This is a genomic window from Micromonospora sp. GCM10011541 (assembly GCF_042650725.1).
In the GTDB taxonomy this organism is placed as follows: Bacteria; Actinomycetota; Actinomycetes; order Mycobacteriales; family Micromonosporaceae; genus Micromonospora; species Micromonospora sicca.
The window spans coordinates 161300-179693 of the sequence record NZ_JBHSBP010000099.1 but is presented as its reverse complement, the minus strand read 5'-3'; the positions used below and the strand labels follow the sequence as shown (position 1 = coordinate 179693).

Below are 18394 nucleotides of genomic sequence, written 5' to 3'. Positions count from 1 at the left end.
ATTGCCGTCGACTCTCCAGTGACGGGGATGCATAGTCAGCCGCCGGCGGGGGTAGAAGGACGTCACTGCATTGCAGCGGGTCAGGGCGGAGCTGCCCCGAGCGGCCTCACGCGTCGATCCGCGCCGGCTGGTACCCCGGCCCTCGGCGGACGCCGCTGACGTGCCGCCTGACCCGTCGGCGGTGCGAGATGACTACCCCATCATCGCGTTCCAGGGAGGGCGGCCAGTCATGTTGTTCCAGAATGGATCCGTTCGTCGATGGCAGGCGCTGGCCGGGGGGCTGCGCAGCCCCGGCGCCCGGAGCTGGCGGGCGTTCGCGTTCGCCGGTTCCCGCACGTGGCACGGACGCCTCGTCCGCCGGGTCGGGTGATCGCCATGGCCGCTGTGTCGGCGCCCCGGTCGGCGCGCACCGCCCCGTCGGTACCTCGCGGTTACGTGGAGTACCTGCAGGCCAGGCTGCTGGAGGCCGAAGCCAGCCTGACCGCGATGACCGAGCGGTACGAGCGGACGAAGGCCCGCTTCGATCGCTGCTACGCCCGCCACGGCATCACCCCCGAGGCCGACATCGTCAACTACATCAACGCGAAGGGGATGAACCCGGAGCTGAAGTTCTGGTACGCCAAGGTCGAGCACTTCCAGCGGGAGGTGACCGCCTACGGGGCGGCGCTGACCGGACTCGACGCCGCGCGCCGGATGCTCGGCGACCGCGTCCCCGAGTACGGGAGCGCGCGCAACAACAGGCGTGCCTTGAACCGCGCCGGCTGACGACCGCGGGGTCACCGCCGCGCCGTCGCCGGCGGCTTGCGGCGGACGAGCGCGTCGATGCCCCGTCGCCGCCTCCCGCCTACGTCGACCGGGCGATGTCATGGCCGGCGTCGTCGCGGAGGCCGCCCCCGATCCGCTCTACGCGGACCGACTCGAACCGGGTAGCGCGGACGACAGGTGGTGCCGCTGCCGCGACCGGCGGCACCGGCGCGGCGACGCGCCGGCGCGGCGGTCGCCGCCGGGCTCGTCAAGGCTCCTGCAAGGAGAGCCTTCGGCTGCGGGGGCAGGTCGTCCACGTCTCGGGCGTGACGCAGCGGGGACAGCAACAGCGGGACGGGCGTCAGCGTGAGCCCGACCCCGATGAGGAACAGGGTGGGGCGGACGCCGAGCAGGCCCCCGAGCGCGCCGCCGAGCAGCCCGCCGAGCGGAAGCGCACCCATGACCAGGAACCGCATGCTGGCGTTGACCCGGCACTGGAGCCGGGCGGGAACGGTGGACTGCCGGTAGGTGATCTGGGTGATGCCGTAGATGACCTGGCCCATCCCGCTCCCGAGGAAACCCGCGACGAAGAGGGTGGCGGCCCAGCCCCGGCCGGTCAGTGGGACCAGCAGGTTGCACGGGCTGGTCACCGCGAGGGACAGCCAGATGATGCGGGCGGAGCCGACGCGGCGGGCGAGCCGGGCGGCCGTGGCGGCGCCGAGCAGGGCCGCGGCCGGGGCGGCGGACATCAGCATGCCGGCCGTACCGGGAGAGAACCCGACGGTGTCGACCAGGAACAGGATGATCAGCGCGGTGGCGGCGGTGAACAGCAGGTTGGACAGGGCACCGGTGGCGGCGATCGCGCGCAGGACCGGATTCGCCAGGACGAAGGTCAACCCCTCCCGAGCCTGGTGCACCGTGTCGGCTCGCCCGGTCGGTGCGGGCGTGGGCTCGCGCACCCTGATCCGGGCCAGGCAGGCCGCGCTGACCAGGAAGCTCACCGCGTCGACCAGCAGCGTGTTCGTCGCGCCCACCAGTTGGGTGAGCCAGCCGCCGAGGCTGGGGCCGGCGACCTGCCCGGAGGAGCGGACGACCTCCACGGTGCAGTTGCCCCGCAGCAGATCCTTCCGGTCCAGCAATCTCGGCAGGTAGGACTGATGACCGATGTCGAAGACGACCCGCATCACGGCCATCACCGCGGCCATCGTCATGAGCAGCGGCAGGGTCAGCCGGGACAGCGCGGCCGCCAGGGTCACCGTGACCAGCGCGGCGCACCGCACGAGGTCGGTGGCGATCAGCACCGGTCGTAGCCGGCGCCGGTCCAGCCAGACGCCGGCGGGCACGCCGAGCAGGAGGAACGCGCCGTTCTGCACGGCCACCAGAGCGCCCAACTGCCACGGGGTGGCGTCCAGGAGCAGGACGGCGATCAGTGGAAAGGCGATCGTGGTGACGTCGGTACCGAGTTGGGTGACGGTCTGACCGGCGACCACGAGCCGGAAGTCCGCGGACCGCCACGGTGCACCCTGAGGTCGAGCTGTCATCTGCGCCCCCGCACATGCCGTGGACACCGGATGTCGCGCCCGTGACAGGGCGAGGTGCGAAGGGAGATCGGGGTTTTCGGGAGGACGTGGCCCTCGGTCAGAGGCTAGCCCAGCAGAACGCCGCCGCGTCGCGGTACGCCGTACGCGGGGTGGCCGGTGCGGCAACCACGCCCGCCGTGGCGGCCGTTCCCGCGCCCGGCGGGGACGGCGCTGGGTACCGTGCCGGAGTGGAGGTTGGATTCGCCCCGCCGGTCTCCGGCTCGTGGGCCACCCCGGAGAACATGATCCACGTCGCTCGCCGGGCCGAGCAGCTCGGCTACCACTCGCTGTGGGCGTTCCAGCGCCTGCTGGTCCCCGCCGACCTCGGCTGGAGCGAGACGTACCACAGCGTCCAGGATCCGCTGACCACGCTGGCGTTCCTGGCCGCCCACACCGCGCGGATCCGGCTCGGCGTCGCGGTGCTCGACATGCCGTTCATCTCGCCGGTGGTGCTGGCCAAGCAGACCGCGACCCTCGACATCCTCGCCGGCGGGCGGCTCGACGTCGGGCTCGGCCTCGGTTGGGCGGACGAGGAGTATCAGGCGACCGGTGTGAGCAAGCATCGGCGGGGGCACCGGGCCGAGGAGTTCCTCGCCGTGCTCCGCACCCTCTGGCAGGACGACGTCGCCGAGCATCGCGGCGAGTTCTACCAGGTCCCGCCGACACGTCTGGAGCCGAAGCCCGTGCAGCGGCCGCATCCCCCGATCCTGCTGGGCGGGCACGCGCCCGCGGCGCTGCGCCGGGCCGGCCGGCTCGCCGACGGGTGGGTCAGTGGCAGCCAGGCGGACCTGACGGACATCGGCGAGTCGGTCGCGGCGGTCAGGGCTGCCGCGGCGGACGCCGGGCGCGATCCCCGCTCGTTGCGGTTCGTCTGCCGAGGCGTCGTCCGGGTACGCCCGACGGGCCCCGCCGAGCGCGAGCCGCTCACCGGCACGCTGGAGCAGATCAGGTCGGATCTCGGCCGGCTCGCCGCGGCCGGCATCACCGAACTGTTCGTCGACCTCAACTTCGACCCGGAGATCGGCTCACCCCGCGCTGACGCGGGGGCGTCGCTGCGGCGGGCCGACGAGGTGCTCGACGCCCTCGCCCCGGCCCGCTGACCCGCTCCGGCCGGCGGTCACCCGGCCGCCTCCGCCGCCGACCACGCCGACCAGCCGGTCACCCGCATCGCCACCACCGGCCCGGCCGGTGGCTGTCGCACGTACTGCGGATATTTGTCGGCCAGCGCCGCGCGCGCCGCGGCCTCCTCCGCGCGGTCCGCCACCAGCCGGCCCTGCCCGTCCAGCCGGACCCACCACAGCCGTGACCAGTCCTCGTCGTACTCGTCGATCAGCAGGCAGACGTACCCGGTCGCCTGGATGTTCTCCAGCCGGCGTAGCCGCCGGTGGCGCTTGGGCTTCTCGTCGACCGCGTGGTAGACGACGTCGCCGAGCAGGACGAAACACACCGGCACCAGGTGCGGACGGCCGTCGTCCCCGACGGTGGCCAGCCGGGCCACCCGGGCCGATCCGACCCGATGTCGGAGTTCGTCGGCGGCCACCGGCGGGGCCGGACCGACGCGCTACCGGCTGCCCTTGAGATTCCGGCAGAGCCGCTCGGGATCGCGGACGAAGTCCATCCCCTTGTCCCGCACCCGGCTGAAGTCGTCGATCATGTGCTGCACCTCGCCGGGGGTGAAGCGCCGGTCCTCGTCACCCTCCTTCTTCAGCCAGTTGATCACGTCGTCGTAGTTCTTCCACTGTCGCTTGGCCATCAGGCGCTCGATGTCCGTAACGTCGTAGTCTTTCTGCATCGCCTGACTGGACGGGTCGTGGATCTTCATCACCTGCTCCTTTCCGTGCGGATGCTGCGTCGCGCGATTGCCCGGGGAGAGCGCGAGCAAACGGGGCCGGTCCGGCTGAGGGCCCGGAGTCAGGAGGGACCGCTAGGCTGGCTCTCCTCCCTCTCGTTACCTGGAGAAGCGCGCCATGCCCGACAGCGTCTTCGCGCAGTTCGCCACCGACGACGGCCAGCTCGCGCTCGGGCTGCTCGTGCAGCCGGCCATCAACGCCGCCCTGGTGCACAACCGGGTGCCGCTGGTCCGGCACCTCACGCTGACGAACCTGGGCGACGCGCCGCTGTCGGAGGTGTCGCTGACCCTTGAACTGCTCGGCCCGGACGGCCCCCTGACCGAGCCGTGGACGCGTACCCTCACCACGCCGCTGCGGCCCGGCGCGACCACCGGCTGGGACGACTTCCGCGAGTTCACCCCGGACCGGGGGCTGCTCGGCCGCACCGACGAGGCGTTCCCGGTCGATTACCGGCTCACCGCCCGCGCCGACGACCGTCCCGACCTCCGGCTGGTCGCCCCGTCGGCGGTGCTGGCCCACAACGAGTGGTTCAACAGCAAGGCCCTGTACGACTCCCTCGCCGCCTTCGTGCAACCCAACACCCGGGCGGTGAACGCGGTCCTGCGCGCCGCGGCGCAGATCCTGCTCACCCGCACCGGCTCGGGCTCCCTACCGGGCTACCAGGACGGCTCCGAGCGGGCCGCGCTCATCGCCGGCGCCGTCTACGAGGCGCTGCGCCAGCTCGACATCGCCTACCAGGCCCTGCCGGCGTCGTTCGAGAACACCGGCCAGAAGGTCCGCACCACCGCCGCCGTCCTCGACGGGCGGCTCGGCAACTGCCTCGACCTCGCCGTCACCTACGCCGCCTGCCTGGAGGCGGCCGGGCTGCACCCGCTGATCTTCATCACCGAGGGGCACGCGTTCGGCGGCTTCCTGCTCGAGGAGGAACGCCTCGGCTCCGCCGCGGTGACCGAGACCAACCTGCTCATCTCCATGGTCGACTCGGGGCGGGCGGTGCCGGTCGAGCTGACCCGGATCGGGCCGGGCGCGCAGACCGCCGCGTTCACCGAGGCGGTGCAGGTCGGCCTCGCCCACTTCCGCGGCCAGGGCCAGCGGCTCCAGGGCGTGGTCGACGTGCACCTCGCCCACCGCTCCGGCATCCGGCCGCTGCCCTCGCCCGACGAACTGGTCGCCCCGCCGGCGGTCGACGCCGAGGCGCCCACCGGGGCGGTCGGCTCCATCGAGCTGCCGACCGGGGTGGCGCTGGCGAAGCTGCGGCAGCTCGCCGACGAGGGCGACGAGGCGCCGCAGCAGTCCGACGGCTCCCCGGCGCGCATCCAGCAGTGGAAGAAGTCCCTGCTCGACCTGAGCCTGCGCAACCCGCTGCTCAACCTGCCCAAGCGCGGCCGCGGCCTGGAGCTGCACGTCCCGGCCGGCGCGCTCGCCCTGCTCGACGACCTGATCCACGACGGCCGCCAGGTGCAGATCATTCCGCAGGACGACATCAGCCACGTCCACGAGCTCGCCGGCACCCGGCGGGCGCAGGATCTCGACGCCGAGATGCTTACCCGGGAGCTGCGCACCGACGGCCGGGTCTACGGCGCGGTCACCGAGGCCCGCTACAAGACCGCGATGCGCTCGCTGCAACGCGAGGCGCGCACGATGGAACAGGAGACCGGCAGCAACTACCTCTACCTGACCATCGGCACGCTGGTGCACGCGAAGACCACCGGGGGAGAGGCGTACGCGCCGCTGTTCCTGCTGCCGGTGCGGATCGAGGGCGGCGCCGGGCGGCGCCCGTACGCCATCGTCATCGACGGCGCCGAGGTCGCCACCCCCAACTACTGCCTGATCGAGTGGCTGCGGGTCAAGCACGGCGTCCGGATCCCGGAGCTGGAGCAGCCGGTCCTCGACGAGCACGGCATCGACATCGGCAAGACGCTCGCCGCGATCAACGCCGGGCTGGTCGACAACCGACTCAACTACCGCATCGACGAGACCGCCAGCCTGCGGCTGCTGCAGTTCTCCACCTTCCAGATGTGGCGCGACCTCACCGACCACTGGCCCCGGTTCATGGAGAACCCGGTGGTGCGGCACCTCGTGGAGTCGTCCGGCGCGTCCTTCGACGACCCGGCCGGCACCGAGCAGGACGTCCACGTCGACGAAGCGCAGCTGCACCTGCCCATCCCCGCCGACGGCTCGCAGATGCAGGCCATCGTGCTGGCCGAGCGCGGCCAGTCGTTCGTCCTGGAGGGTCCGCCCGGCACCGGCAAGTCGCAGACCATCACCAACATGATCGCCCGGGCGGTCACCGCCGGCCGGTCGGTGCTCTTCGTCGCCGAGAAGCAGGCCGCCCTCGACGTGGTCAAGCGCCGTCTCAAGCAGATCGGCCTGGGACCGTTCGCCCTCGACCTGCACGGCCGCAAGCAGTCCATCAACGCGATCCGCCAGCAGCTCCGCGACGCCCTCGACCAGTACGACCACGGCGGCGACGCGACCTGGACGGCCGTCGAGACGGCGTACCGCACCCGGCTGGCGCCGCTGGCGGACTATCCCGCCCAGGTCCACACCGACAACGCCGCCGGCATGTCGCTCTGGTCGGCCTACGAGCAGACCCTGGCGTACGGCGACGGGCCGGTCGCGCCCGTGCCGGTCGGGTATCTCGGCGCGACCGGCGAGCAGCGGGCCCGGGTGGAGACGACGCTGCGGGAGTTCCCCGCCGCCGCCCGCTCGGCCCGGCTCCGGCCAGCGCACCCCTGGGCCATCAGTGGCTGCCGCACCCTGGACGGGCTGCACGCCGACGCGGTCACCGAGATCGCCGCCGAGCTGGAACAGGTCCGCGCCGACCTCGCGGCCCGCCCGGAGCTGACCGACCTGCTGCGTACGCTGACCGCCCCGGACGCGATCCGCGAGCTGCAGGCCGGCGCCTGGCTCGCCGTACGGGGAACGCTGCCGGACCGGGACACCACCCTGCGCGCGTCCGACCGCCGCTGGGACGAGGCGGCCGACCGGCTCCTGGCGGAGCTGGCCGCGTTCCGGCAGGGGTTCGCCGGCGAGCTGACCACCTTCCGCCCAGACGTCTTCGCGCTCGCCGAGCTGGCCGCCTGGCATGCCGAGGCCCAGGAGGCGGGCCGGAAGCTGTTCGGCAAGCGCAAGCGCCGGCAGGGCACCGCCGACCGGCTCGCCGTCCACCTCCAGTCCGGCGCCGCCGTCGACCCCGAGCAGGTCGAACTGGTCACCGGTCGGCTGGTGGCCGCGCAGGCGCACGCCGCCGCCCTGTCCCAGCAGTGCGGCACGCTCGGTGGTCTCCACCTGCCCGGCGGCTGGCGGCCCACCGACCCGCACGCCGAGCAGCGGCTGCGCGAGGCCGTCACCGCGACCCGGGCCGGTCGCGTACTCCTGGCGGCGCACCCCGCCGCCTGGGCGCTGTTCCACCGGGGGATCGGCGAGGGGGAGGCCGTCCTGCTCGACCGCGCGGCCGCCCGGTGGCGGGCCTGGCAGGGAGTGCTGCGCTGCGGCGCCCCGGAGCTGAGCCGCTGGGCGGGCGGGTCGCACTGGCTCGACGCCTGGCAGCGCGACGGCGCGACCTGGCTGAACGAGCTGCGGGCCGACGAGCTGTTCCCGCTGCGCCGGTGGGCGACCGTGCTCACCCACGCCGACGTGCTCGGCGCGGCCGGACTCGTCGACTACCGCGAAAAGCTGCTGCGGGGCGAGGTCAACCCGCAGCTCGCCGAGGAGGCGTACCGGCGGGGCGTCGCCGCGGCCTCGCTCGCGGAGCGGCTGCGCGCCGGCGGTCTGCAGTACTTCGACCCGGAGCTGCACGACGACGAGATCGCCCAGTTCGAGTCGGCGGCCGCCCAGTTGCGCGCGGCGCTGCCCGAGCACCTGCCGTCGGTGCTGGTCCGCCGTCGACCGTTCAGCCCGACGGACCGCCGCGGCCGCTTTGCCGACTTCGCCGCGGAACTTCGCCGCAAGCGCGGCGGGAAGTCGTTCCGGGAGCTGTTCGAGCAGTACCCGGACGTGGTGCTCGCGTTGGCCCCGTGCGTGCTGGTCAGCCCGGCCTCCGCCGCGAACTTCCTCGCCCCCGGGAGCCGGCGCTTCGACCTGGTCATCTTCGACGAGGCCTCCCAGATCCGCGTCGCCGAGGCGGTCGGCGCGATGGGCCGGGGACGTGCGGTGGTGGTGGTCGGGGACTCCCGACAGATGCCGCCGACCAGCATCATGCAGGCCGCCCACACCCCGGACGAGCCGGACGAGGGCGACGGGCCCGTGCCCGAGGACCTGGAGAGCATCCTCAGCGAGGCGGTCGAATCCGGTCTCCCGCAGCGGTGGCTCTCCTGGCACTACCGCAGCCACGACGAGTCGCTGATCGCCTTCTCCAACCGGTACTACTACGACAGCAAGCTCTCCAGCCTGCCGTCGCCGGGGGCCGGCGATTCCGCGGGCATCATCTGGCGACGGGTCCACGGGCAGTACGACCGGGGCGCCTCGCGGACCAACGAGGTCGAGGCCCGCGCCATCCTCGACGAGATCACCCGACGGCTGCACGACCCGGCCACCGCGGGCCAGTCCATCGGCGTGGTCACCTTCAACATCCAGCAGCGTGACCTCATCCTCAACCTGCTCGAGGAGAGCCCCGACCCCCTGGTACGCGAGCAGTTGTCGGGCGCCGTCGCGGAACCGGTCTTCGTGAAGAACCTGGAGAACGTGCAGGGCGACGAGCGCGACGTCGTGCTCTTCTCCCTGGCCTTCTCCACCAACCCGGAGACCGGCCAGTTGCCGCTGAACTTCGGACCGCTCAGCCAGGCCGGCGGCGAGCGGCGGCTGAACGTGGCGATCACCCGGGCCCGCCGCCAGGTGGTGCTCTACTCCTCGTTCGACCCGTCCGACATCGACCTGTCCCGGACCTCGGCGGTGGGGACCCAGCACCTGCGCGCGTACTGCGAGATGGCCGCCGCCGGCGCCGACCGGCTCGGCGACCTGGTCACCGACCGCGCGGAACGGCGCAGCCGGGTCCGCGACGAGGTCGCCGCCGCCATCCGTGCCCGCGGCCACGAGGTCCGCACCTCGCACGGGCTCTCCGACTTCACCGTCGACATCGCCGTACGGGCGCCCGGCGCGCCGCGCTGGCAGGTCGCCGTCATGCTGGACGGTCCCGAGTGGAGCAGCCGGCCGACCGTGGCGGACCGGGACTCGGCGCCCAGCCTGCTGCGCTCGATCATGGGCTGGCCGGCGATGGTCCGTTTCTGGCTGCCGTCGTGGATCCACGACCGCGCCGCGATCCTCGACCAGATCGACGCCGCGGTGACCGCCGCCAACACGCCCGAGGAGGAGCGGGAGGACGCCGAACTGCCGGCGCCGGACCAGGTGCCGGCGGCCTCCGATGCGCTACGGCAGGTGCCGGAGGAGACCGGCGTCTCGCCTGTCGTGCAGGTTCCGGCGCAGCGGGTGGATGCGTCACCCGACGCGCGAGTGCCGGGGCCGACGGCCAACGGCGAGGATCGACACGACGGGCCACCGGCCGACGCCGAGGAGCCGGCCGCCCCGATCGCCTCGCTGGCCCCTGCCGCGCCCGTGGCCCCGGCCGTCCTGCTCGGGCAGCCGGCGGTGAGCGCCGTCGCCGAGCCGACGGGCAGCCCGACGGCCAGCCCGTTCGTGCCGTACGTGCCGACGGTGATCGGGGAGCAGGCGGACATCGACCTGATCGGCAGCGACCGCCGGATCAGATCGCTGGTCCGGGAGAGCCTGCGCGAGATCATCGCCGCCGAGGGGCCGATCGAGCAGCACCGCCTGGCGCGGCTCACGCTCGCCCGGTTCGGCTTCGCCCGCACCCGGGAGGACCGGCGCGCGGAGGTGCTGAAGCTGGTGGACCGCGAGACCCTGCACCGCCATCCCCTCATCGGTGTCTTCGCCTGGCCCGCCGGCCTGGACCCGCACACGTCGCGCAGCTACCGCACCACCCAGGTCAGCTCCGATCGCCGGTTCGAGGAGGTGCCGCCGGAGGAGGTGGCCAACGCCCTGACGCACGCGTTGGAGCAGACACCGCACCTGGGGGAGGAGCAGCTGTTGCGCGCCGCGCTCGAACTGCTCGGTCACCGCCGTCGCACCGAGGCCGCCGAGAAGCTGCTGCGCTACGGGCTGCACATCGCCGTCGCCAGCGGCAGGATCCGCCGCGCCGCCGACGGCCGCTTCGCCGTCGGGCACTGACCCGCCGCGCCGTACGGCGAGGGCTCGCACCGTAGGCCCGGCGGCTGCCCATTGTGGAGCCTGCCGCCGCGTCGGGTCTGCCCTCCGCGACCCTCCGTTCGAGCATCGACTTTCTCGGTGCTCACCATGTAAAGCATTCAGGCTGTTCACGCTGCCGACTCCCGCGATATGGTCCCCGCCAGTCGTCCCAGCAGGAGGTTCCCGGTGCTCAGGAAGCAGGCGCTCCGCGTCGTCATCGGTCTTGCCACTCTCTCGGTCGCCCTCACCGGCTGCGGACGCTCGACGAGCGGTCAGACGTCGCAGGCCGGTGGGTCGGCCTCGGTCGCCGCCGACGCCAAGGCCACCGACCTCGTACCCGCCGCGCTCAAGGAGAAGGGCGTGCTCCGGGTCGCCACCGCCGAGGGCTACCCGCCGATGGAGATGTACAAGGAGGGCACCCAGGACCTGATCGGCGTCGACCCGGAACTGGCCGCGGCGATCGCCGGGCGGCTCGGCCTGAAGCTGGAGATGACCAACGCGAGCTTCCCCGGCCTGATCCCGGGACTGCAGGCCGACCGCTGGGACCTGGCGATGTCCTCGATGAGCGACACCGAGGAGCGGCGTAAGGCGGTCGACTTCGTCGACTACTTCCAGGCCGGTGGCGCGATCATGGTGGCCAAGGGCAACCCCGCCGGCGTCAAGGACCTGGCCGACCTGTGCGGTCGGGCCGTGGTGCTCGCCAAGGGCAGCTCCAACCTCGCCATCGGCGAGGGGCAGAACGCCAAGTGCGGCAAGAAGATGACGATCTCGCAGAGCGAGGACGCCCCGACCGGCCTGCTGCAGATCGACGCCGGGCGGGCGGTGGCCACCATCGTCGACTACCCGGTGGCCAAGATGCTGGCCCAGGAGAGCGGCAAGTACGAGGTGCTGGAGGCCCAGTACGAGGCCGGCCCGTGGGGCATCGCGATCGACAAGAAGGACAGCCAGCTCCGCGACGCGGTGCGCAAGGCGCTCCAGGAACTGATCGACAGCGGGGAGTACGCCAAGATCATGGAGAAGTGGGGCGTGCAGGGCAGCGCGGTCAAGGCCGCCACGGTCAACGCCCAGCAGTGAGCACGCCGGTGGACGCGACCGTCGTGGGCCCGGCTGCGGCCGGGCCCACCGGCTCGGAAGCGCCGGAAGCGAACCGGATCAGTCATCCCCTCCGGCCCGGCCGCTGGCTGGCCGCCGGGGTGACGGCGCTGGTGCTGGTCTGGCTGGGATGGACCGTCGCCATCAACCCCAACCTGCACTGGGACATCGTCGCCGACTACCAGTTCGACCGGGTCATCCTGGAAGGGCTCTGGGTCACCGTCCAGCTCACCGTCGCCTCGATGGTCATCGGTGTGGTGCTCGGCGTGGTGGTCGCCCTGATGCAGGTCTCCGACAGCCGCATCCTGCGTACCGGCGCGATGGCGTACGTCTGGTTCTTCCGCGGCACGCCGCTGCTGGTGCAGCTGATCTTCTGGTTCAACATCGCGCTGATCTTCCCCGAGATCGGTCTGGGCGTGCCGTTCGGCGGCCCGAAGCTGATCACCTGGGAGACGAACACGCTGGTCACCGGCTTTGTCGCGGCGCTGCTCGGGCTCAGCATCAACGAGGGCGCGTACATGAGCGAGATCGTGCGCGCCGGCCTGCGGGCCGTCGACCCCGGTCAGCAGGAGGCCGCGGCGGCACTGGGCATGTCCCGTACGAAGATCATGAAGCGGGTGGTGCTGCCCCAGGCGATGCGGATCATCGTCCCGCCGACCGGCAACCAGTTCATCTCCATGCTGAAGACCACCTCGCTCGTCTCGGTGATCGCCGGCGCCGACCTGCTCACCGTCGCCCAGCGGCTCTACCTGACGAACTTCGAGGTGATCGCCCTGCTCATCGTCGCGTCCATCTGGTATCTGGTCCTCACCACCGTCGCCGGCGCCGGCCAGTACTACCTGGAACGCCGGTTCAGCCGCGGCTTCGGCACCACGGTGCCGGGCACGCTGGGCGGGCGGATCGCCCGCAACCTGCGGTTCTCCGGGAGCGCGCGATGACCGCGCCGATGGTGCGGTGCCGGGCCCTGCGCAAGAGCTTCGGCCGGCTGGAGGTGCTGCGCGGCATCGACCTGACCATCGGGCGCGGCCAGGTGGTCTGCGTGGTCGGCCCCTCCGGCTCCGGCAAGTCCACCCTGCTGCGCTGCCTCAACCACCTGGAGGAGCCGCAGGGCGGGCGGGTGTACGTCGACGGCGAGCTGATCGGGTACGAGGAGCGCGGCGGGCGGCTGCGGCCGCTGCCGGACGCCCGGCTGCGCCGGCAGCGCGAGTCGATCGGCATGGTGTTCCAGCGGTTCCACCTGTTCCCGCACCGCACCGCGCTGGAGAACGTGATGGAGGGCCTGGTCGCCGTCAAGGGCGTGCGGACGGCCGAGGCCCGCAGGCGCGCCGGTGAGCTGCTCGACCGGGTCGGGCTGGCCGATCGCGCCCACCACTACCCGGCGCAACTCTCCGGCGGGCAGCAGCAGCGGGTGGCCATCGCGCGCTCCCTGGCGATGTCACCGAAGCTGATGCTCTTCGACGAGCCGACCTCCGCGCTCGATCCCGAACTCGTCGGGGAGGTGCTCGAGGTGATGAAGGACCTGGCGGCCAGCGGGATGACGATGATCGTGGTGACCCACGAGATGGGCTTCGCCCGTGAGGTCGGCGACCACCTGGTCTTCATGGACGAGGGCCTGATCGTCGAGCAGGGGCCGCCCCGGGACGTGCTGGCCGCGCCGCGGCACGACCGGACCCGCGCGTTCCTGTCCAAGGTGCTGTGATGGCGCGGCTCGACCTGGTGTTCACCGGCGGGGACGTGCTCGACGGCACCGGCGCGCCGGCCCGCCCGGCCGACGTGGGCGTACGGGAGGGACGGCTGGTGCTGCTGCCACCGTTCAGCGGCACGCCCGCCGCCGCCGTGGTGGACGCCGCCGGTCTGGTGGTCACACCCGGCTTCCTCGACGTGCACACCCACTCCGACCTGCTGGCCGGCGACGACGAGCAACGGGAGGTGCTGCGCCGGGCGCCGCTGCTCCAGGGGGTGACCACCGAGATCTGCGGCAACTGCGGGATCAGTCCCTTCCCGGTCCCGCCCGAGCGCGGCGGGCCGGTGCGGGAGCTGATCGCGGCGACCTTCGGGCCGCCCGCGGCGGCGTACGCGTCGTTCCCGGAGTTCGCCGCGGCGCAGGGCGCGGCCCGGCGCAACCACCTCGCCGCCCTCGTGGGGCACGGGACGCTGCGCGCCGCCGTGGTCGGCTTCGCTCAACGGCGCGCGACGCCGGAGGAGACCCGACGAATGTGCGGGCTGCTCGACGAGGCGCTCGCCGCGGGCGCGGCCGGCCTGTCCACCGGCCTGATCTACTCGCCCGGAGTGAACGCCGGCACCGACGAGGTCATCGCCCTGGCCCGGGTCGCCGCGGCGCACGGCAAGCCGTACGTGACGCACCTGCGCGACGAGATGTCCCAGGTCGAGTCGGCCCTCGAAGAGGCGATCGAGATCGCCGGCGCCGCCGGGTCGGCGCTGCAGGTCTCCCACCACAAGACCGCCGGCCGGCGGGCCTGGGGCGCCACCGTCCGCACCCTGGCCCGACTCGACCGGGCGCGTGCCGACGGGCTGGACGTCGCCTGCGACGTCTACCCGTACACCGCCGGCAGCACGGCCCTGCTCGCGATGCTGCCCCCGTGGGTGATCGCCGACGGGGTGTCGGCGATGCTCGCCGCCGTCGCGGACCCGGCGGTCCGCGACCGGATCCGTGCCGACCTGGTCGGCGGAGTGCCGGGCTGGGAGAACACCGTGGGCAACGGCGGCTGGGACCTGATCCGCGTCGCGTCCGCCCCGAACAACCCGGACGCGCAGGGGCACACCATCGCCGACCTGGCCGCCGCGCGCGGCGCCGACCCGGTGGACTACGCCTGCGACCTGCTCGCCGCCGAACGGGGCGACGTCACCATCCTCAGCCACTCCATGCACGAGGACGACGTCCGCCGGGTGCTGGCCAGCCCGCTCACCATGCTCTGCTCCGACGGCGTACCGAAAGGGGGCCGCCCGCATCCGCGCTGGGCGGGCAGCTTCGCCCGGGTGCTCGGGCACTACGTACGCGACGTGGGTCTGCTGCCGCTGGCGGACGCGGTGCACAAGATGACCGCGATGCCCGCCCGCCGCTTCGGCCTGCGGGACCGCGGCCTGCTCGCCGACGGGTACGCCGCCGACCTGGTGGTCTTCGACCCGCAGCGGGTCGCCGACGGCGCCACGTACGACGATCCGCTGGCGCCGCCGCGCGGCGTCCGCTGCGTGGTGGTCGGCGGCCGGGTCGTGGTGGACCGCGGTGAGGTCACCGACACCCGGCCCGGCCGGGTGCTGGCCGTGACCGGTAGGAAGCCGGCCGTGCCGGGACGGCGATGAGCGCGGCCGGTGGGGGCCCGGCCGCCGGCGTGCGGATCGGGGCGCTGGTGCGGCGGCTGGACGACGGGCGCGGCATCTCGGTCGACCCGGACCGGGTCCTCCGGCTGGCCAGCGTCGGCAAGGTGCTGCTGCTCGGCGAGGTGGCCCGACGGCTCGCCGACGGCACCCTCGCCGCCGACCAGCGGGTGGAGCTGCTCGATGAGGACCGGGAGGTCGGCGGCACCGGCCTGCTCGGCGCGCTGTCGCCCCGGTGGTGGACGGTCGCCGACCTGGCCACGGCGGTGGCCGCGGTCAGCGACAACGCCGCTACGAACGCGCTGCTCCGCCTGGTCACGCTCGACGCCGTGCAGGACCTGGCCTGCCAGGCCGGCCTGCGGGACACGACCGTGCACGACCGGATCCGGGCCGAGCGCGGCCCCGGCGTACCGGAGACCTTCGCGACCGGCACCGCCCGCGAGCTCTGCGCGTTCCTCGCCGACGTGGCGGCCGGCACCTGGCAGCGCCCGCGGGCGTGCGCGCTGCTGCGGGACTGGCTCGCCGGGAACATCGACCACACCCTGGTGGCCGACTCCATCGGCCACGACCCGTGGTCGGGCGACGGCGTCCGGGTGCTGAACAAGACCGGCACCGACACCGGCGTACGGGCCGACACCGGGATCGTGTCCGGCCGGCACACGGTCGTCTACGCCGTGATCGCGGCGTTCGAGCCCGGGGCGGAGCGGGCCGCCGTGGCGGAGCTGCGGCGCTGGGGCACGACGGTCGACCGGCTCGCCGGCGCCCACCGCTCGGACAGCTCCTGACTGAGCCCCGCGGCGGCGTCGGTCAGCCGTTCGACGAAGCTGCCCACCACCGGGTTCGGATTGCCGGGGCGCAACGCCACGCCGATCTCCCGGTGCAGCTTGCCGTGCGCGAGCTGCCGGACCGCCACCTGACCCGGGTTGCGCAGGCCGAGCGACGGCACCAGCGCGACGCCGACGCCGGCCCGGACCAGGCCGAGCACCACCTCGTAGTGGTCGTTGCGGCACCGGATCCGCGGCTGGAAGCCCTCGGCCCGCGCCGCCAGCTCCAGCACCGACACCTCGCCCTGCACGCCGAGGGTGGTGATCCACGGCTCGGCGGCGAGGTCCGCGAGCCGCAGCCGCCGCCGGCCGCACAGCGGGTGGTCGGCCGGAAGCACCACCAGCTGCGGGTCCACCATCAGCGGTTCGACCTTCACGTACGGCGAAGCCTGGGCCGGACTCAACGGGTGGTCGAACACCACCACGAGGTCCAGTTCGCCCTGGTTGAGCCGGGGCAGCAGCTCGTCCGGCTGCCCGAGGATCAGCGCGAGCTCGACCTGCGGATGGTCCCGGGTGAAGCTCGACAGGGCGCGCGGCAGCAGCTCCGCGCCGGCCGTCGCGAAGAACCCGATGCGCAGCAGACCCCGCCGGCCCTCGCCGTGCGCGGACAGCTCGTCGCGGGCGGCCGACATCAGGTCGGCGATCTGCTGCGCGTAGTCCGCGAGGCGCTGGCCGGCGGCGGTGAGCCGCAGGCTGCGCGGCCCCCGGTCCACCAGCGCCACCCCGGCCTCCTGCTCCAGCGTGGCGAGCTGGTGGGAGACCGCCGACGGGCTCAGCCGTAGCTGCTCCGCGGCGGCGACGATCGTGCCGTGCCGGGCGATCTCCAGCACGACCTGCAGGCGTGCGGTGTTGAACATCGGCGGACCGCCTTCCTGCTCCGGGGCTTGCGGCAACGTCGACACCAGTCCGCCCGGCCCACACTCTCGCATGCCGGCGGCCGGCTGCGCTCGCGGCTCAGGCGGCCGTTGCTACCGCTTCTCCTTCTTGGGTCTGGGCGGCAGCGTCGCGACGTACCCCCGAGCCCTGTCGACCCAGACCGTCGCCTGCTCGGTGCTGAACGACGGGGGCAGGGCCAGGTAGCCACCCATCGGTCGCTCCGCAGGGCCGAAGGGTCCCGCACCCTCGATCGTCGCGAGTTCGGCCAGATCGTCGGCGGCGAGTTTCACGCCGACCGACGAGCCGAACAGCCCGGCGAACATGTTGCCGTTCACGAACGCGCCGAGGTTGCCGAACATCGGCTTGACCTCGACCCCTGGGGCGTCGGACACGACGGACCGGAAGAACTGCTTGTCAGCGTCCGTGGGCTTCGGCATCTGCATCGTCGGATCCTGTCATCCGGCCAGGGGGCGACGGCCCGAGAAGGCGGCCAGCCGCTCCATCGGGTCGGCGTCCACGGGCGGGGTCACCTCGTCGCCGAACGAGGAGCCGCGGCCGCCGGGGACGATCTGCTCGGCGAGCTTGTGGACGTAGGCCACGACCTCGTCACTGACGGCCAGGGGCGTGCCGCTGGCCTGGGCCAGGTCCCAGGCGTGCAACAGGAACTCCACCGGCATGATGCCCGCCACGAACGCGGCCGGCATCTCGCCGCCGCCGGGCGCGGCGATGGCGCCGTCGAGGCCCCGGGCGCGCCATCCCTCGATGGCCTGCGCCGCCATGGTGGCCGTCCGGTCCTCCAGCGAACCCGTCCCGGGGTTCACGACCTCGACGCCGGCCATCGCGCCGAGGGTGACCATCGAGCCGAACAGGTGCTCGGCGAGGTCGTGGCAGGTGAAGTCCGCGCAGGGGGTCTGCTTGGCGCGGTCGGAGGAGGTCAGCCGGCGCAGGACCGTCTGGAGCACGGCCAGGGTGGCGTCGGCGGCGGACAGTTCGTCGAGCCGCTCGGGAGCGGCGGACCACTCGTCCGGGCCGGCATCCCCGGCGACGGCGGCCTTCTCGAGACGGCCGAGGTAGTGGTTCCAGCCCTCGGCGTGCATCGCCGCCTGCTCGTCGGTGAGCCCCTCGTGGGTGAGGGTGACCCGGGTGCCGTCGGCGACCGGCTCGATCGTGATGGAGACGGTCGAGGTGTCGGGGGCGAGGTCCGGGTTGCCCTCCCAACCCCAGCCGAACACGACCCGCTTGCCGGGTTCGACCTCTCGGAAGGTGCCGGTCGCCACGTGGCCGGGGGTGACGGTCCAGCGGTAGTCACCGCCCACGCGGAGGTCGACGCGGGCCGACACGGTCTGCCAGCGGCGCAGCCGCTCCGGCTCGGTGATGAGCGCGAATGCCTCGTCGATGTCGACGGGGAGGACGACGGTCTTGGTGAACATCAGTGGTCTCTCTCGATCCGTTGAGACTTCAGGGCGTGGGCGTCGGCGACCAGCAGGTCGAGCTCGGCGGTCCAGAACCGGTCGATCTCGGCCTGCAGCTGACGGAGTCCGTCGGGTACGACCCGGTAGATGCGCTCCCGGCCGACCTTCTCGGCCGTCACCAGGCCGACCTCGGCCAGCAGCAACAGGTGCTGGGAGATCGCCGACCGGGTGACGGTGAACTCCGCCGCGATGCTGCTCACCGTGCGGGGCTGCGACGCGAGCAGCTGCAGGATCCGTCGCCGGGTGGGCTCAGCAGCGGCAGACAACGCGTCGATCACCCGAAACACGTTAGGCCTTACTAACGCATTCCGTCAAGTGCCTGCTCAGCCGCCCGGACCTGCCGCCGAGCGTCGTCGCGCCCGCGCCGGGCGGCGAATTTAACCAGTGCCCGCTATTGAAATTCAGGAGCCAGGGGA

General features: G+C 73.1%; 15 protein-coding genes. 8 read left to right on the top strand and 7 right to left on the bottom strand.

Annotated elements, in window-relative coordinates; translation table 11 throughout:
- The first annotated feature begins 375 nt into the window (after window positions 1-375).
- Window positions 376-765 carry a hypothetical protein gene (locus tag ACFOYX_RS33080; RefSeq protein ID WP_322438704.1) on the top strand — a complete coding sequence of 130 codons (390 nt, stop codon included), beginning with the start codon at window positions 376-378 and terminating at the stop codon, window positions 763-765.
- Between the two features lie 98 nt (window positions 766-863).
- On the opposite strand, the gene ACFOYX_RS33075 is transcribed toward ACFOYX_RS33080, so the two are convergent.
- Window positions 864-2285, bottom strand: coding sequence for an MFS transporter (locus ACFOYX_RS33075; RefSeq protein ID WP_322438703.1), 1422 nt, complete (start codon window positions 2283-2285; stop codon window positions 864-866).
- Window positions 2286-2512: 227 nt separating this feature from the next.
- Between ACFOYX_RS33075 and ACFOYX_RS33070 the strand changes: the two genes are divergently transcribed.
- The gene (locus ACFOYX_RS33070; protein ID WP_322438702.1) at window positions 2513-3424 is read left to right on the top strand and encodes a TIGR03619 family F420-dependent LLM class oxidoreductase; all 912 of its coding nucleotides are present in this window, start codon (window positions 2513-2515) and stop codon (window positions 3422-3424) included.
- A gap of 17 nt (window positions 3425-3441) precedes the next feature.
- Here ACFOYX_RS33070 and ACFOYX_RS33065 read toward each other — a convergent pair whose 3' ends face one another.
- Both ACFOYX_RS33065 and ACFOYX_RS33060 read right to left on the bottom strand, forming a co-directional pair.
- Window positions 3442-3864 carry a TIGR03668 family PPOX class F420-dependent oxidoreductase gene (locus ACFOYX_RS33065; protein WP_322438701.1) on the bottom strand — a complete coding sequence of 141 codons (423 nt, stop codon included), beginning with the start codon at window positions 3862-3864 and terminating at the stop codon, window positions 3442-3444.
- Between the two features lie 21 nt (window positions 3865-3885).
- A complete protein-coding gene (locus ACFOYX_RS33060; RefSeq protein ID WP_161557970.1) occupies window positions 3886-4146 on the bottom strand; it encodes a hypothetical protein in 261 nt (86 codons plus the stop codon).
- Window positions 4147-4291: 145 nt separating this feature from the next.
- Between ACFOYX_RS33060 and ACFOYX_RS33055 the strand changes: the two genes are divergently transcribed.
- The 6 genes from ACFOYX_RS33055 to ACFOYX_RS33030 all read left to right on the top strand — a co-directional run bounded on the left by ACFOYX_RS33055 (window position 4292) and on the right by ACFOYX_RS33030 (window position 15591).
- Window positions 4292-10360, top strand: a complete 6069-nt coding sequence (locus ACFOYX_RS33055) for a DUF4011 domain-containing protein (RefSeq protein ID WP_322438700.1) — start codon at window positions 4292-4294, stop codon at window positions 10358-10360.
- 204 nt (window positions 10361-10564) lie between these two features.
- A complete protein-coding gene (locus ACFOYX_RS33050) occupies window positions 10565-11452 on the top strand; it encodes an ABC transporter substrate-binding protein (RefSeq protein WP_322438699.1) in 888 nt (295 codons plus the stop codon).
- Between the two features lie 8 nt (window positions 11453-11460).
- Window positions 11461-12408 carry an amino acid ABC transporter permease gene (locus ACFOYX_RS33045; RefSeq protein ID WP_322438698.1) on the top strand — a complete coding sequence of 316 codons (948 nt, stop codon included), beginning with the start codon at window positions 11461-11463 and terminating at the stop codon, window positions 12406-12408.
- A complete protein-coding gene (locus ACFOYX_RS33040; RefSeq protein WP_322438697.1) occupies window positions 12405-13169 on the top strand; it encodes an amino acid ABC transporter ATP-binding protein in 765 nt (254 codons plus the stop codon). Before ACFOYX_RS33045 ends, ACFOYX_RS33040 begins: the two co-directional genes overlap by 4 nt.
- A complete protein-coding gene (locus tag ACFOYX_RS33035; RefSeq protein WP_322438696.1) occupies window positions 13169-14791 on the top strand; it encodes a D-aminoacylase in 1623 nt (540 codons plus the stop codon). Before ACFOYX_RS33040 ends, ACFOYX_RS33035 begins: the two co-directional genes overlap by 1 nt.
- Window positions 14788-15591 carry a serine hydrolase gene (locus ACFOYX_RS33030; protein WP_322438695.1) on the top strand — a complete coding sequence of 268 codons (804 nt, stop codon included), beginning with the start codon at window positions 14788-14790 and terminating at the stop codon, window positions 15589-15591. The genes ACFOYX_RS33035 and ACFOYX_RS33030 overlap by 4 nt, the downstream gene beginning before the upstream one ends.
- Here the strand turns inward: ACFOYX_RS33030 and ACFOYX_RS33025 are convergent.
- The 4 genes from ACFOYX_RS33025 to ACFOYX_RS33010 form a co-directional block, all read right to left on the bottom strand.
- Complete coding sequence (locus ACFOYX_RS33025; protein WP_322438694.1) at window positions 15474-16487, bottom strand: LysR substrate-binding domain-containing protein; 1014 nt, start codon at window positions 16485-16487, stop codon at window positions 15474-15476. The genes ACFOYX_RS33030 and ACFOYX_RS33025 overlap by 118 nt on opposite strands.
- A 111-nt stretch (window positions 16488-16598) precedes the next feature.
- Window positions 16599-16949, bottom strand: coding sequence for a TfoX/Sxy family protein (locus ACFOYX_RS33020; RefSeq protein ID WP_322438693.1), 351 nt, complete (start codon window positions 16947-16949; stop codon window positions 16599-16601).
- Between the two features lie 12 nt (window positions 16950-16961).
- Window positions 16962-17936: a TIGR03086 family metal-binding protein gene (locus tag ACFOYX_RS33015; protein WP_322438692.1), complete on the bottom strand. Its 975-nt coding sequence runs from the start codon at window positions 17934-17936 to the stop codon at window positions 16962-16964.
- The gene (locus tag ACFOYX_RS33010) at window positions 17936-18256 is read right to left on the bottom strand and encodes a helix-turn-helix transcriptional regulator (protein WP_109805022.1); all 321 of its coding nucleotides are present in this window, start codon (window positions 18254-18256) and stop codon (window positions 17936-17938) included. Before ACFOYX_RS33010 ends, ACFOYX_RS33015 begins: the two co-directional genes overlap by 1 nt.
- Between the last annotated feature and the right edge of the window lie 138 nt (window positions 18257-18394).

Bases quoted from the DNA above. Each gene is read 5' to 3' on its own strand.
- ACFOYX_RS33025 (WP_322438694.1), bottom strand. From the start codon at position 16,487: ATGTTCAACACCGCACGCCTGCAGGTCGTGCTGGAGATCGCCCGGCAC.
- ACFOYX_RS33040 (WP_322438697.1), top strand. From the start codon at position 12,405: ATGACCGCGCCGATGGTGCGGTGCCGGGCCCTGCGCAAGAGCTTCGGC.
- ACFOYX_RS33080 (WP_322438704.1), top strand. From the start codon at position 376: ATGGCCGCTGTGTCGGCGCCCCGGTCGGCGCGCACCGCCCCGTCGGTA.
- ACFOYX_RS33075 (WP_322438703.1), bottom strand. From the start codon at position 2,285: ATGACAGCTCGACCTCAGGGTGCACCGTGGCGGTCCGCGGACTTCCGG.
- ACFOYX_RS33060 (WP_161557970.1), bottom strand. From the start codon at position 4,146: ATGAAGATCCACGACCCGTCCAGTCAGGCGATGCAGAAAGACTACGAC.
- ACFOYX_RS33055 (WP_322438700.1), top strand. From the start codon at position 4,292: ATGCCCGACAGCGTCTTCGCGCAGTTCGCCACCGACGACGGCCAGCTC.
- ACFOYX_RS33015 (WP_322438692.1), bottom strand. From the start codon at position 17,936: ATGTTCACCAAGACCGTCGTCCTCCCCGTCGACATCGACGAGGCATTC.
- ACFOYX_RS33020 (WP_322438693.1), bottom strand. From the start codon at position 16,949: ATGCAGATGCCGAAGCCCACGGACGCTGACAAGCAGTTCTTCCGGTCC.
- ACFOYX_RS33035 (WP_322438696.1), top strand. From the start codon at position 13,169: ATGGCGCGGCTCGACCTGGTGTTCACCGGCGGGGACGTGCTCGACGGC.
- ACFOYX_RS33030 (WP_322438695.1), top strand. From the start codon at position 14,788: ATGAGCGCGGCCGGTGGGGGCCCGGCCGCCGGCGTGCGGATCGGGGCG.